Source organism: Sphingopyxis sp., assembly GCF_035998965.1.
GTDB lineage: Bacteria > Pseudomonadota > Alphaproteobacteria > Sphingomonadales > Sphingomonadaceae > Sphingopyxis.
In genome coordinates, this window is record NZ_DASYHE010000062.1 from 43,195 (window position 1) to 57,284 (window position 14,090).

Below are 14,090 nucleotides of genomic sequence, written 5' to 3' on the forward strand. Positions count from 1 at the left end.
CTGCCGTCCTCTCCGACAGACGACGGCCCATCCCCGGCGACGGGCGATTGGACCTGGACCAGCGCGGCGCCCCGCGAAAGTGCGGCGCCGCGATTATTTCCCCGCCGGCTGCGCCGGCTCCTCGCGGCCGCTTCGCTTCAAATAATCGCGCCGCCGCACTCCTCCGCTTCGCTGCGGCCCTGCGGGTTCACGGGAACACCTCATGCGCCGGCCCTTGGTCCGCCCATGCCGCAGGGATGGTCCCGCGGCTCATTCAAGGAGACGACCAATGGCAGCTATCGGCTTTGTAAACGGCACCATCGAACAGGGCTTCGTGGGCCAGCTGAAAACCCTCTCGATCCGCGCTGCGATCGAAATCCGGACCAACCGATCGAAGGCGGGCGATGTCCAGCCCGACTACCGGGTCTATTCCGAGGGCGTCGAAATCGGTGCCGGCTGGATCCGCGTCGGTCAGGTTTCGGGCGAACAATATGTGTCGCTGAGCCTCGCAGCTCCCGAGTTCGGTCCGCGCCGGCTCTATGCGAACCTCGGCCGCGCCGCCGGTCAGGACGGCGAAGACGGTTTCGCCCTCATCTGGAACCCCGCCGATTGAGGCGGGCTTCCACCCCGCGCCGCAGATGCAGCGCGGGGCTTTGTCGTGCAGATCAGGCGGCGTCGCGATCGTCGTCGCGCTTGAGGTCGGCGACGGTGAACGAGATCGGATTGCGGAGCCAGATATCGACTTCGCCTGCGCGCCAGCCGCAGCAGCGTTCCGCAAGCTTGTGCTGCGGCGGGAAGGTGCCGGCTGCGATCTTCCGGTAGAGGGTCGCGCGGCTGAGGCCGGTCAGGGCCAGGACTTCATCGAGGCGCATCATGCGCAAGGGTGACTGATATGCCAAGGGGTATTTCTCCATATGCTGGGGGTTCATACGTCGACGTGAGATCATAGAAGGGTATTGACCGGGCCATCGTCAACACCGCAGAAAAGCGCCACTAATGGCGTCGTGCGCTGTCGTTTGGCCGCCCGCATCCGTGGCCGTATCTTGGCATCTGCGGATGATCATAGTGCAGGCGACAATATTTTTCTCACAGCGTCTCGCCACGCACGTCCGAAAGCGAAAATGAGGCGGTCGGCGACGGCCGCGCCTCGAAATGACGCGCCGATTACGGCGCGGCGCGTGTCCGATTCGCGAGGGGAGGGCGCGTCTGGCGCGCGTACTGTCGCCGCGTCGCGGCGGCGTCGATGGTCCCCGGCAGGACGGGGGCAGGGTGGGCGTCACTCGCCTTAGCCCCGCCCGGCCGGGCCGCAACCCACGTGCCGCGGGTCCTTCTCTTCGTTCCGGTCCTTCGGATGCAGACCGACCGATGATGCGGGTCTGCCGGCTCCCTCCTGCCGCCCACCCCGCCCCCTTCCGGGCCGGGGTGCGGTGGCTGGAAGGAGAAGGGACATGCGTGCAGAACGAAAGGAGCGGGCCAGCCTCTACAGCGAGGTCACCAATCGTATCATCGCGGAACTGGAAGAAGGACGGCTGCCTTGGGTGCAGCCGTGGGATAGCGCTGCGTGCGGATGCACGATGCCGCAGAATGCGGGCACCGCTCGCAAATATAGCGGCATCAATGTGCTGATCTTATGGGCCGAGGGCATTGCCAAGGCCTATACCTCGCAGCGCTGGCTCACCTACCGGCAGGCCGAGGCGGCAGGCGGCAATGTCCGGCGCGGTGAGAAGGGCACCGTCATCTGCTACGCGGACCGGTTCACGCCCAAGGCCGAAGCCGAGGCGGCGCGGGGAGAGGATCGCGAGGCGCGGCAGGTGGCGTTCCTGAAGCGCTTTGTCGTGTTCAACGTGGACCAGTGCGAAGGTCTGCCCGAAGATTTTACCGCCCCAATGGTCGGCCCCGATCCGGTGCTTGCCATCGCCGAGGCCGACGCGCTGATTGCGGCGAGCGGCGCGCGCTTTCAGATCGGCGGCGATGAAGCCTTTTACAGCCCGAGCCATGATTTTGTGCAGGTGCCGCCGCAGGCCGCGTTCCACGAACCGGTGAACTGGTACCGCACCGCGCTTCATGAGCTTGGTCATTGGACTGGTCATAGCAGCCGTTTGGATCGCGAACAGAAAGGCGGGTTCGGGTCGGAGGCCTACGCCAAGGAAGAGCTTGTCGCCGAGATGGCGGCGGCTTTCACTTGCGCATCGCTCGGCATCGCGCCGACGGTCCGGCATTCGGACTATCTCGCGTCGTGGCTGTCGGTGCTGCGCGATGACGAGAAGGCGATCTTTCGCGCCGCGAGTGGGGCGAGCAAGGCGAGCGATTATCTCCTCGCCTTCGCGGGGGATGATCGGTGAGCGCGCGTATTGCCCGCGACGACCGGCTGCGACTGTGGCGAGCCGAGCGCGCCGTTGACCGGATGGAAGAGATGGACCGCAAAATCTTCCTCGCGATCCGTGTCGAGGAACTGAGCTATCCCGAAATCGCCGTGCGGTTCGGCATCACGGTCGCCGAGGTTGAATGGCATTTTGCGGGCGCCCTCCGCGTCCTCATGATCGCCATGGACGAAAAGGATCCATGGTGGTGGCGATTCCGGCTTTAGGAGGTCGCGCGGGCCCGATGGCGCTTGCCATCCGGCCCGCGCAATTACAGGGTGAAATCAATGCGTACCGGCCTTGATCATCTTCCGTCCAACAAGCAGCGCGAAATCGAGCGCGTGAAGAACATCATCTTCGAAGAATTTGCCGACAGCATCGCGCTCGCCACCCAGAACTGGAAGAAGAAGGGGCGCATCGAGAAGCTGATCCTTTACGGCAGTTACGCGCGCGGCGGCTGGGTCGACGAGCCGCACACCGCCAAGGGCTATCGCTCGGACTTCGATCTGCTCATCATCGTCAGCGACAAAAGGCTCACCGACAAGGTCGATTATTGGCTGAAGGTAGAGGATCGGCTAAACCGCGAGCTCGCCATCAACAAGACGCTGCACACGCCGGTGAACTTCATCGTCCACACCATGCAGGAGGTGAACGACGGCCTCGCGCACGGGCGCTATTTCTTCATGGATATCGCGAAGGACGGCATCGCGCTCTACGAGTTTGATGACAAGGAACTGCACACTCCCAAGCCGAAGACTTCGCAGCAGGCGCTCGCGATGGCCAAGGAGTATTTTGACGAGTGGTTTCCCGCGGCGATGCGTCGGAACGATTTTGCGAAATTTGGAATCGAGAAGGGACACTTGAAGGAAACAGCGTTCGAACTGCATCAAACCGCAGAAACGCTCTATCATTGCGTTCTTCTGGTCTGCACCTTCTACACGCCGCACGTCCACAATCTCGGCTTTCTTCGCACGCAAGCCGAGCGCATCGACATGCGCCTCGTCGATGCCTGGCCGCGCGAAATCAAAGCCGACCGTTCGCGCTTCGAAAAGCTGAAAGAAGCTTACGTCAAGGCGAGATATTCAAAACACTTCCGAATCACCGAGGAGGAGCTTCTCTGGCTCGGCGAACGTGTCGAAGAACTGGGTCGCGCAGTGCATGCGATTTGTTCGGAGCGCATCGCGCAGCTAGAAGCTGCGGCAGCCAAGGCCAAGTAGCTGGCGTTATTGCCCGCGATAGGGCTCGCACGCGATCCCGTCATTGTCGGCATCGAGGCCATCGCGGTATCCCGGTTCGCCGCGATAGATCGGCGCCGATCCCGCCGCGCGCGCATCGTCGCAGCGCCGCCAATGATCGCCCGCCTGCGGCGCGCGCTCGCGGGCGAGACCGGTGGCGACGCTGAACTCTTCGGCGGCGGCATAAAGCTGCGCGCGGCCATCCGACGTCGTGCTGACCGAGCCGACACCGACGATCGCGCCGAGCAGTCCGGCGCCCAACAATATGTGGGACGCCGAAGCTTTGCGCCGATGACGCCTGCGAGGTTTCCAGTGCCGCGCCATCGGACCGACATAACTGTGCGTGGTAAATGTTCGGTATCGCGACCGTCATGCCGCATTATCCTCGAAGGCGCGTTTGCCGCGACGGCGCCAGAGCAGCAGTTGCTGTTCGCGTTCCTCGCCGCGAAGCTTCGCGCCCGCCTCGACAAGAAGGCCGAGGATCACCGCGCGATCGTCACCTGTCAGCTCGATCAGATCGGCCTTGGCGACGAGCCCGCCGAGTTCGATTAGCTGCCGCGTGCGTTCGCGGCGCTTCACCTGCCACTCGCGTTTATCATGCCGCGCCCGCTTCGCCTGAAGTCGATTGCGCGCCTGCACCGCTCGGCGCGCCGCCGCCCGCGTTCCGGCCAGCGCCTTTGCGAGCGCGGGCGCCTTCGCCACGAAAGAATGCCGCGCCGCTCTTGCGCCACGTCTCCTTCCGCGCCGCGTCGGCGCCGATGGCGTCAAGCAGCGCGCCCGCCAGCTGCTCGATCGACAGCGCATCGGCACCGGTGGCAACGACTAGCTCGCCGAGCTGGCCTTGCTTCTTCACCTTCAACGCCCTCGCCTTGTCGGTGAGTGCCTGGAGTTCGGCATCGAAATCACGCGGTTTCCGCATCGTCTGTCCTTTCCATGAAATGGGGTCGGACGATCCAGCTATGTCAGGTTTCGATGGCGCACAAGACGCTGAAACCTCTTGCGACTTTGTGATCCCGAGCGCGATGAAATCGTGTGAGGGCGCGCTTATACGTCGTGCCGACGTGCCCGTTTTGCTGTAAATGGATCGCCCTCATGGCGATCTATCATTTCTCGGCAAAAGTCATTTCCCGCGCGGTCGGCAGCAGCGCGGTCGCCGCGGCCGCCTATCGCTCGGCCGATCGGCTGCACGACGAGCGGCTTGGCCGCAGCCATGATTTCTCGAACAAGGCGGGCGTGGTGCACAGCGAGGTGCTGCTGCCCGACGGTGCCGACGAACGCTGGCAGGACCGCGAGCAACTCTGGAACGATGTTGAGGCGGCCGAGCTTCGAAAGGACGCGCAGCTCGCGCGCGAGATCGAGTTCGCGATCCCGCGCGAGATGACCGAGGCAGAGGGCATCGCGCTGGCTCGTGATTTTGTGCAAGCCGAGTTTGTCGATTGCGGCATGATCGCCGACCTCAATGTCCATTGGGACATCGGCTCCGATGGTCTGGCGCGGCCGCACGCGCATGTCATGTTGACGATGCGCGAAATCAAAATCGGTGAGGACGGCAGTGCCGGGTTCGGCGCCAAGGTGCGCGACTGGAACCGTACCGAGCTACTGACCCATTGGCGCGAAGCTTGGGCCGAGCATGTCAATGAGCGGCTAGCTTCGCTGGATATCGATGCGCGCGTCGATCACCGGACTCTGGAAGCGCAGGGCATCGACCTTGAGCCGCAGCACAAGATTGGACCGGCGGCGTCACGTATGGCGGCGCAAGGGCTGGAGTCCGATCGGCATGGCGAACATCTCGAGATTGCCCGGTCGAATGGCGACAAGATCATCGCCAATCCGTCGATCGCGCTCGACGCGATCACGCACCGGCAAGCGACATTCACGAACCGCGATCTTGCGGTGTTCGTGCATCGGCACAGCGACGGCAAGGAGCAGTTTGATGCCGTGATGTCGGCGGTCAAATCCGCTCCTGATCTGGTCGCGCTTGGTCGGGACGGACGCGGCGAAGACCGGTTCACTTCACGCGCGATGATCGAGACCGAACAGCGCCTCGAACGCGTGACCGCGACGCTCGACGCGCGCCGCAACCACGCCGTCCCCGATCGCCAGCGCGAACGTGCGCTTGCGCTTGCGTCGCAGCGCGGCCTCGACCTCTCCGCCGAGCAGCGCGGCGCGCTAGAACATGTCACCGGCGCGCGCGGGATTAGCAATGTCATCGGCTATGCCGGGACGGGCAAGAGCGCGATGCTCGGGGTCGCGCGCGAGGCATGGGAGGCGGCGGGCTATCAGGTGCAGGGTGCGGCGCTCTCAGGCATCGCGGCCGAGGGGCTCGAGCTCGGTTCGGGCATCGGCTCGCGCACGCTCGCCAGCCTCGAACATCAGTGGGGGCAAGATCGCGAGCGGCTGACCGACAGACATATCCTCGTGATCGACGAAGCCGGAATGGTCGGGACCCGACAACTCGAACGTGTCGTGTCCGAAGCCGAACGGCAGGGTGCGAAGGTGGTGCTGGTCGGCGATCCGCAACAGTTGCAGGCGATCGAGGCAGGAGCGGCGTTCCGGTCTGTCGCCGAGCGCCACGGCGCCGTCGAGATCATGGATATCCGCCGGCAGCTGGCGGAGTGGCAGCGCGAGGCAACGCGCGAGCTCGCAACCGGGCGGACGGGTGAAGCGATCGCGCGGTATGCCGAGGCTGGCCTTGTGCATGCAGCCGAAACGCGGGAAGCGGCGCGAGCCGACCTGGTTGATGCCTGGGATCGTGATCGCCAGCATTATCCCGATGCCAGCCGGATTATCCTCACGCACACCAGTGACGAGGTGCGCGTGCTCAACGAGGAGGTGCGCGATCGGCTGAAAGCGAGCGGGGCGCTTGGCGTCGAGGTCGCTATCACCGTCGAGCGCGGCGAGCGAATGTTCGCCGAAAATGACCGTGTGATGTTCCTCAGGAATGAGCGGAGCATCGGCGTGAAGAATGGCTCGCTCGGAACCGTCCAGAATGTCGATCGGATGCGCATGGCGGTGATGCTCGATGATGGGCGCAGCGTGGCGTTCGACCTGAAGGACTATGCCCATGTCGATCATGGCTATGCCGCCACGATCCACAAGGCGCAGGGCATGACGGTCGACCGCGTGCAAGTACTCGCGACGCCGGGGGTAGACAGCCACTCGACCTATGTCGCGCTGTCCAGGCATCGCGAGCAGGTGGACCTATATTATGGACGCGACGATTTTGCGAGCCAGTCGAAACTGGTTCGCGCCGCATCGCGCGAGCGCGGTAAGGACATGGCGAGCGACTATCGAGTGCAGGAACCCGCTCCGAAGCGCAGCATGTTCGCCGGCCTAAAGATCAATCGCACTGTGTCGGCCAAGTCGCTCGGCATCATGCCGGCTGAGCAGCCACAACAATCTCGCCCGCGCGAACACCGCGTCTCCGTTCGCGCGATCGATCCTGCTCCCGAGCGGAGCGCGCTGAGCAAAGCGGTCGAACGGTTTGCGCGCGCGCAGCGCGACATCGATGGCATGCACGCCAAGGGGTTGTCGCCTATCGGTCATCAGCGCAAAAGCCTCGACGCCGCGACGCGCGACATCGACGCGCTTAGGACCAACGGAGCGAAGGATCTTGCAGCGGCGCTTCGCAATGATCCCTCACTCACTGCCGAGGCGGCGAACGGTCGCACAAACCGCGCGGTGGAGGCGATGCGCGCCGAGACGAAGCTCCGCATCGAGGCACCGGCCCGGGCGGATCGCTTTGTCGCCGAATGGCAGGCAGGCGCGAAGCAACTTCGAGAGCATAGGGCGAACTACGACCATGCCCACGCCGAGCGCGTCGGGGCAAGGCTCACCGACATGGCGAAAAGCCTGCACCGTGACCCGCAGCTCGAGTCGCTGCTTCGAAATCGCACCAGCGAGCTTGGTCTTAAGGCGATCGAGAAAAAATCGATGTCTCAGGCGCTCCAGGATTATCTCCGCCCCTCGCGTTATTTGGGAATTGGGATTTAGCTCGCGTGATGAGCCACAATCACCCCGAAAATGTCAGCGGCGACGATAGCGTGGCCGCTGATGACATCGCCCTCGACGAAGCCTTCAACAGGTTGTCGAGCCGCATATCCACCCTCACGAACGCGTTTGACAAATTTGCCGACAGGCAAGAGCAGCTTGTCGGGCGAGACTACAGCGAAGAACTCTCCCAGATCGACAAGAAATGGGAAAAAGCGCGCGACGCCTTCAAGCAACTAAACGAACGGCCAGCGCTGGCCCTCACACCAGAAATCATATCGGAACAGATCCGATCCGCCGGCACGCGGCTACGTGATGATGAGCAGCGCGCGCTGCGCGAAGCGGGTTCGCACCTCGACGACGCAGTTCGCTCGCTCAAATCCGTCGTGTCGTCAGCGCGGGCGCAGAGAAAACAAAATCTTTGGATTGCGGTAAGCGCAACGGCGGCGGCGATCTTGGCGTTCATCGCCGGCTGCACTGTTCCGTCAGCAATCGATCGGTCGGTACCCACGGACTGGTACTGGCCCGAAAGACGTGCCGCCGCGCAGATGCGGCTTGGGCTTTGGGATGCTGGTGCACGGCTGATGAAAATAGGCGACCCGGAGCAATGGCAAAATGTCTCTCGGGCGTTACGCCTCTACCAAGCGAATGAAAGCGCCATAGCGAAGTGCGAAAAGCAGGCAGCGCGGCGGAAGATTGAAGTCGGCTGCTCGATCAAAATTAGTGTTGGGAAATGAAATGATGACGTCGGGTTTGCGCCCGATTGTGGTCGTTCCAGTGAAATTCGACCAAGCTTGAAAGCGGACAGTCGCCGATCCAAAGGGGCCGGCATATACCATAATTAGAGGGTGCGTGCCTGGCGTCATAGGCCAGCGCCGAAAATTCGACCTAGCTACTCAGCAATGTAATCGAGATGATGGCGACCCACGTTAGGGTCAACGGCGCAATTGCAGCGGGAACGCCGATTGGCCGGCTTTTTGTTCGAGGGCTGCCCGCCCAGTGCCAAAGCATAGAAAGCATTTCTGTTCGATGATTATGGCGCCGCCGGATGACCGGCGGCGCCATCCTTGCTTCAATTAGAACTCGCCGGCGATGCCCGCGCGAACGGCCGTATCTTTGCCGCCGCTATGCGAAACGCCGGCCGTGAACGCGACGGGCGTGTCGAGGTTGAAGCGATGCATCAGCGAGAAGCTTACGGCCACTTCACCGCGATAGACCGCACCATTCGCCGCATAGCTGGTCCGACCCGGTGCCGACGGAAAGGGTGCGTCGGCCATTGCCACGGCCGCGGCAATGCCTCGGCGCGCTTCCTTCTGGTTCGTGCGCGTCAGATCGAAAAGAAGCGTCTGATTGGCCTCAAGTCCCGCGATCTGGTTGCCGAGATTGGTCAATGCGGTGCCGATAGCTGCAAGAGCCGGACGCAGGGTCGTGTCGCGACCGACGGTGCCGCTGGCATCGACAGTCATGATATCGGTCGGGCCGACCTGGGCGGCGGTGCTCGCAGCGATGTCGCCCACGCTGACCGAGCTTCCCGATCCGCCGACCGCAACCTGATTGCCGCGGGTGGTGGTTGCCCCCGCGCCGATTGCAGTCGAATTGACGAATCCGGCCGTCGCGTTGCTCCCGAGGGCGAGCGAGTTCGTCGCCGTTGCACTCGCATCAAAGCCAAGCGCAGTGGATGCTTCGCCGGTTGCCGAGGCGCTGATTCCCAAGGCCGTTGATCGGCGTGCGGTTGCTTCTGCCAGACGGCCGACTGCCGTGGATTCGGATCCCGAGGCCAAAGCCTGGTGCCCCGATGCCAGCGAGACATCGCCGGTCGCGCGCGCCTGCCATCCAAACGCTTGCGCGCCGCGGCCCGAAGCGACGGCTTCGCCGCCCAAAGCCGTCGAGTGGAATCCGGTGGCCTGTGCCTGATCGCCCAGCGCGACCGCGTCGTCCTCGCTTGCGACTGATCCGTTGCCGATGGCGACGCTGGTGACGCCGATCGATTCGGCGCCATTGCCCATGGCAATATTGTTGTCGCCGATGGTGTTGGCGTTCACGCCGAACGCTATGGCCGCTACGCCGTTCGCCGTTGCATTCAGGCCCGTCGCATTGCTGCCCAGCCCAGTCGCTTCGGCATTCTGGCCGAGCGCGATAGACGACAGACCGCGTGCTTCGGACTGGTCGCCGAGCGCCAGTGCGCCGTCGCCGAGGGCGCTGTTGTTTGCGCCGATCGCGACTGCGCCGGTGCCCACTGCCGTATTGGGGTCGCCGATGGCCACGGCGCCATTGCCTGTCGCCGAGTTGTCGAGTCCGATGGCAACCGCTGCGCCCCCTTGGGCCGTTGCACCATGGCCGATCGCCACAGCATCAGCCGACGCTGCCGTGGCGTCGTCTCCGATCGCGAGCGACGACTGACCGGCGGCAACAGAATTGATGCCTGCTGCGAAGGCGTTTTCGGCATCGGCCACCGTGTTCGCGCCGATCGCGGTGCTGCCCGCAAAGCGAGCCTGCGCAAAATCGCCGAGGGCGGTTGCGTTCGTTCCGGTCGCGGCTGCATTGGCGCCGATCGCGATCGAGTCTTCTTCGCTTGCGGTCGAATCCGAACCAAGCGCGAGGGCGTTTGCGCCGAGTGCGAGGGCGCCTTCGCCGACGGCGATGCTGTCGGCGCCCTGTGCGGCAGCGCTGTCGCCGAGGGCGACAGCGGATGTGCCGATTGCCTGGGCGTCGATCCCGATCGCCGTGGCACGGTCAGCGTCGGCTAAAGCGGTGCTGCCAAGCGCGATGCTGCCGGCGCCATTCGCGGTCGTCGAGGCACCGAATGCAAGCGAGGCATCTCCGCTGGCGCTGGCGAAGTTGCCGAGCGCGACGGCTTCCGAGCCACCCGCAAAGGAGTCTGAACCGAGCGACATGGCGGCGTCGCCGGCGGCGTTCGAACGCTGACCCACGGCAACGGCAACAAATCCGGCGGCATTCGCATCCTGACCAAGCGCAACAGCTTGGCTTCCCGAGGCTTCAGCCGCGTCGCCAAGCGCGACCGACTGTGTTCCGGACGCTGTGGAGTCGGAACCGAGGGCTGTTGCTTCGAAACCGCTTGCTTCCGCGTTGACGCCAACTGCGGTCGCGCCCGCTTCGAACGCCTGAGCATTCGCCCCGACGGCGGTTGCGCCGACATCGGAATCGTCATTCCCCGCGATGGCATTGCCGCCGAGGGCCGTCGTATCGCCCGCGTTCGAAGCAAAGCTCGAAGCACCCACTGCTGTCGAGAACGTGCCTTCGGCGGCACTTGCACCACCGACCGCAACCGAGGCGACGCCGGATGAACTTGCGATCCCGCCGACCGCGACCGAACTGTCGCCCGGCGACTGGGCACCGACACCGCATTCGAGACTAGCGAGGCCGGTGCCGGTGTTGCACTCGGGAGTCTGGTCGGCGTGCGCAGCGACGGGCGCAAGCATCGCTAGGCTGGCGGCCAAGGCGAGCTTTGATGGGGTATTCTGAAGCTTGTTCAACATTTTAAGTCCTTAGTAATGGACGCAACAAAGCGGCGCGAAAGGCGTGCCTTCGCGTGCGATGTTGCCGGAGTTATTGGGGATGCGGGTCGGGCCGTTGCCCTCCGCGTTCAGATCAATGGTCGTCTATCAACGCATATTGCGAAACTTCATGGCTGCTCCTTGGGTCTGGGGTGTTGCGAATGAGGTGGCGGGCCGTCCTTCGGCCGTTGCTTCGGCAAATGCCGCGGCGCGTGCGCCGATCATAGCCACGGCGGCATTGGGATGGCCGCGGGGGAGCTGTGGCATGATCGAGGCATCCCCGATCCAGAGGCCGCCTATGCCGTGGACGGACAGGTCCGGCGCAACCACGGCGTCGGCGTCCAGGCCCATCCGGCAGGTTCCAGCCGGGTGGTAAACCGTCTGCATCACCGAACAGGCCTGATCGAAGATCGCATCGGGGGCATCGGGAAGATCGGGTACAGGTACCAGATGGCGTGCCATCGCCGGCGACTGCGCGACCCGATGCGCCCAACGCACGGCTTCGATCATCGCTCGCCGGTCCTGCCCTTCCGCATCGGTGAACAGGCCGAAATCGATCAGGGGCGGCGAAAGCGGGGCACTGGTGCGTAGCGTCACGCTGCCTCGGGATAGAGGATGCGCAAGCGCGGCGCCGATGGAAAAAGCGTGTATCGCTGGCGGGGAGAGGGCTTCATTTCGCCATTCGAAAGGCGCGAAGATCAGTTCCATGTCTGGCGCAGGGAGCGACGCGCACGACTTCGCAAATGCAATGGCTTCGGCTGCGTTGGACGCAAGTGGACCCGATCGGGCCAGCAGGTAGCGCAGCAAGTTCAGCGGACTCTCTGCCGACTTGTAGGTGCTGTTGTGGCGCGTGGGGAAGGTAAGCACCGCCATGGCATGATCGTGAAGGTTCGTGCCGACGCCCGGCATATCCCGCAACACGTCTATGCCATGGCGGCGCAACTGCGCAGCAGGCCCCAGTCCCGAACGCATCAGGATCATGGGCGACCCGATTGCCCCGCTAGTAAGGACAACCCCTGCTTTTGCACGCAGTTCTCCGGGGGCAGAGAACCCGGCCAGCTCGACGCCGACGGCCCGGTCGCGGTCGATGAGGAGCCGTGTCACATGGCACCCCGTCATTACGCGCAGGTTTCGTCGACGCATGGCTGGCTTCAGAAAGGCATTCCATGCAGAGAAGCGCTTGCCACGCCGATGCGCGATTTCAGCGACCCAGGCCCCTTCATATTGCTCGCCATTGTAATCCCTTGTCGGGCGGTCGACCCCGGTCTTCGCCGCTTTGACAAAGTCGCAGGTTGCCCGATGTGCGTGCGGATTTACCGCAACATGCATGGGTCCTGTGTGACCGCGGTTCGGATCATCCCCATCTGCGACACACTCCATGGCGGCGAAGTGCGGCGCGACGTCGTTCCATGACCAGCCTGGCGCTCCTCCCTCGGCCCAAGCCATATAGTCGGCGGGATGGCCCCATTGATGAATTTGCGCGTTGAGATTGGCAGACCCCCCAAGCATTCGGCCGCGCGGGACGAAGATACGCCGTCGCCCCGCTTCCCGCTGTGGAACCGTTTCTAATGCCCAATCGAACCGGGACTGGAAAAGCTTTGCGAATCCGGCAGGTATGCCGATGAAGGGGCTGGTGGGCTTCCCGCCAGCTTCAATCAGCAACACGCGGTTCTTGCCGGAACGGGTCAGCGCCTCCGCTGCAGCACAGCCGGCCGTGCCCGCGCCCACGACGATATAATCGAATTCCATAAATCACGTTTCCATCGCTTTCGAAAGCCGCGAAGCGCGGCCACTCGATATTTTTGATAGCGATACTATGTATGTATACATTGCGCAACTATGTTTAATTTTTATGGCGCAAGACATTGATAAATATGGCATGTTCTGGATATTGGCTTAAGAAGTATCGTGCGCTAACGCGTCAACCGCGATGCGTTTGAACCCATATTCCGATGATCGATTCGAGTAGCGTCATACACGAATCGATGGAGACACCCTTCTCGTCGCGTGCCAACGCGAAGGCCGTCTCGTTGAGGTATCCAAGGACAAGAACAGCCATCGGCATGACATCGGCATCCGGGAGTTCGGGTTTGTTCACCAATATTCGCAACACGGGTGCGATCGTCTCCAGGCCCAGCGCGCTATCGATCTTACGCCATTCGGATGTTCCCAAAACCGCTGGGGCATCGATCAGGACAATCTTTTGATAGGATGGCTGCTGCGAGAAATTCAGCGACGCCCGAGCCCCTGCGCGAAAGGCATCCACACCTTGGCCTGAACTCCGCGCGTGGCGCTCAATCTCTTCATGAAATTCGTCCTGTACCTTCTTGACCACTGTCTGAAACAGTTCGCGCTTGTTGCGGAAGTGGTGGAACAGGGCTCCCTCGGTAACATTCGCCGCCTTGGCGATTTCGGCGGTCGCCGTACCCGCAAAACCACGCTCGGCGAACTGGCGTTCTGCCGCTTCGATAATGTTCCGCCGCGTTTCCGCAGCCTCTGCCGCGCTTCGTTTTGCCATGTTCAAACATCAGATAGGCGGTGCTTGGACGAATGAAAAGCGTGTCGGTGGCTCGGCACCGGGATTGACGTCGCGCAGGCAAGCGGAACCATCTTGAGCCTGTTCGTATATCTGCCAGCAACATTGGTCGGGCAGAGGCAGTAGCGAGCGCGTCGTAGTTGCTTGTGAATGCCGACTTTCGTTTCGGTCAAACTGAAAAGCTGCAGTTCCGCTAACGGCCAACGGCACCGACATTAGCCGTGCCGAATTTCTGCGCATGGGAATCATCAATTCCACTGATCCATAAATCAATCTATCGCGTCGCTCCGACGCAATATGCTTTTGGTATCTGGAGATTTCATGCCGCATAGACAAACGTTAGCGTCCGCGCTCGTGGTGTAATTTCCGGTGTAGGCGATGGTGTATTCCGGGGTGGGGCATGCCCCACCCCGGAATGCGGCGTCGCTGGTGGCCACCGGGTTCATCGTTATGGTGGAGTTTGCACACTTCAACC

The 14,090-nt window shown here is 63.0% G+C and carries 14 protein-coding genes; 6 read left to right on the top strand and 8 right to left on the bottom strand.

Features of this window, described 5'->3' with window-relative positions; translation table 11 throughout:
* The first annotated feature begins 268 nt into the window (after nucleotides 1-268).
* A complete protein-coding gene (locus tag VGN68_RS11695) occupies nucleotides 269-592 on the top strand; it encodes a DUF736 domain-containing protein (protein ID WP_327476834.1) in 324 nt (107 codons plus the stop codon).
* A 52-nt stretch (nucleotides 593-644) separates the two neighbouring features.
* Here the strand turns inward: VGN68_RS11695 and VGN68_RS11700 are convergent, their stop codons facing one another.
* Nucleotides 645-854 carry a helix-turn-helix transcriptional regulator gene (locus VGN68_RS11700; RefSeq protein WP_327476836.1) on the bottom strand — a complete coding sequence of 70 codons (210 nt, stop codon included), beginning with the start codon at nucleotides 852-854 and terminating at the stop codon, nucleotides 645-647.
* Between the two features lie 573 nt (nucleotides 855-1,427).
* On the opposite strand from VGN68_RS11700, the gene VGN68_RS11705 reads away from it, so the two are divergent.
* Genes VGN68_RS11705 through VGN68_RS11715 form a run of 3 tightly spaced genes read left to right on the top strand, consistent with a single transcriptional unit; the run spans nucleotide 1,428 to nucleotide 3,556 of the window.
* Complete coding sequence (locus tag VGN68_RS11705; protein WP_327476838.1) at nucleotides 1,428-2,321, top strand: ArdC family protein; 894 nt, start codon at nucleotides 1,428-1,430, stop codon at nucleotides 2,319-2,321.
* Nucleotides 2,318-2,566 carry a sigma factor-like helix-turn-helix DNA-binding protein gene (locus VGN68_RS11710; RefSeq protein WP_327476840.1) on the top strand — a complete coding sequence of 83 codons (249 nt, stop codon included), beginning with the start codon at nucleotides 2,318-2,320 and terminating at the stop codon, nucleotides 2,564-2,566. Before VGN68_RS11705 ends, VGN68_RS11710 begins: the two co-directional genes overlap by 4 nt.
* Before the next feature lie 60 nt (nucleotides 2,567-2,626).
* Complete coding sequence (locus VGN68_RS11715) at nucleotides 2,627-3,556, top strand: HEPN domain-containing protein (protein ID WP_327476842.1); 930 nt, start codon at nucleotides 2,627-2,629, stop codon at nucleotides 3,554-3,556.
* A 6-nt stretch (nucleotides 3,557-3,562) separates the two neighbouring features.
* On the opposite strand, the gene VGN68_RS11720 is transcribed toward VGN68_RS11715, so the two are convergent.
* The 3 genes from VGN68_RS11720 to VGN68_RS11730 form a co-directional block, all read right to left on the bottom strand.
* Entirely contained in the window at nucleotides 3,563-3,838 is a 276-nt protein-coding gene (locus VGN68_RS11720) for an excalibur calcium-binding domain-containing protein (RefSeq protein ID WP_327476844.1), read from the bottom strand.
* 105 nt (nucleotides 3,839-3,943) lie between these two features.
* Entirely contained in the window at nucleotides 3,944-4,153 is a 210-nt protein-coding gene (locus VGN68_RS11725) for a conjugal transfer protein TraD (RefSeq protein ID WP_327476846.1), read from the bottom strand.
* A 16-nt stretch (nucleotides 4,154-4,169) separates the two neighbouring features.
* Nucleotides 4,170-4,493, bottom strand: a complete 324-nt coding sequence (locus tag VGN68_RS11730) for a conjugal transfer protein TraD (protein ID WP_327476848.1) — start codon at nucleotides 4,491-4,493, stop codon at nucleotides 4,170-4,172.
* A 173-nt stretch (nucleotides 4,494-4,666) separates the two neighbouring features.
* On the opposite strand from VGN68_RS11730, the gene traA reads away from it, so the two are divergent.
* Nucleotides 4,667-7,567, top strand: coding sequence for a Ti-type conjugative transfer relaxase TraA (gene traA, locus VGN68_RS11735; protein WP_327476850.1), 2,901 nt, complete (start codon nucleotides 4,667-4,669; stop codon nucleotides 7,565-7,567).
* Between the two features lie 8 nt (nucleotides 7,568-7,575).
* The gene (locus tag VGN68_RS11740) at nucleotides 7,576-8,301 is read left to right on the top strand and encodes a DUF6118 family protein (RefSeq protein WP_327476852.1); all 726 of its coding nucleotides are present in this window, start codon (nucleotides 7,576-7,578) and stop codon (nucleotides 8,299-8,301) included.
* Nucleotides 8,302-8,640: 339 nt separating this feature from the next.
* Here VGN68_RS11740 and VGN68_RS11745 read toward each other — a convergent pair whose 3' ends face one another.
* From VGN68_RS11745 to VGN68_RS11760, 4 genes are all read right to left on the bottom strand, one after another.
* Complete coding sequence (locus VGN68_RS11745; RefSeq protein ID WP_327476854.1) at nucleotides 8,641-11,061, bottom strand: hypothetical protein; 2,421 nt, start codon at nucleotides 11,059-11,061, stop codon at nucleotides 8,641-8,643.
* Nucleotides 11,062-11,187: 126 nt separating this feature from the next.
* Entirely contained in the window at nucleotides 11,188-12,828 is a 1,641-nt protein-coding gene (locus VGN68_RS11750; RefSeq protein WP_327476856.1) for a GMC family oxidoreductase, read from the bottom strand.
* 172 nt (nucleotides 12,829-13,000) lie between these two features.
* Nucleotides 13,001-13,597 (bottom strand): TetR/AcrR family transcriptional regulator, encoded by a 597-nt coding sequence (locus VGN68_RS11755; protein WP_327476858.1) that lies wholly within the window; start codon nucleotides 13,595-13,597, stop codon nucleotides 13,001-13,003.
* A gap of 287 nt (nucleotides 13,598-13,884) precedes the next feature.
* A partial coding sequence (locus tag VGN68_RS11760; protein ID WP_327476861.1) for a hypothetical protein occupies nucleotides 13,885-14,090 on the bottom strand: 206 nt, incomplete at its 5' end.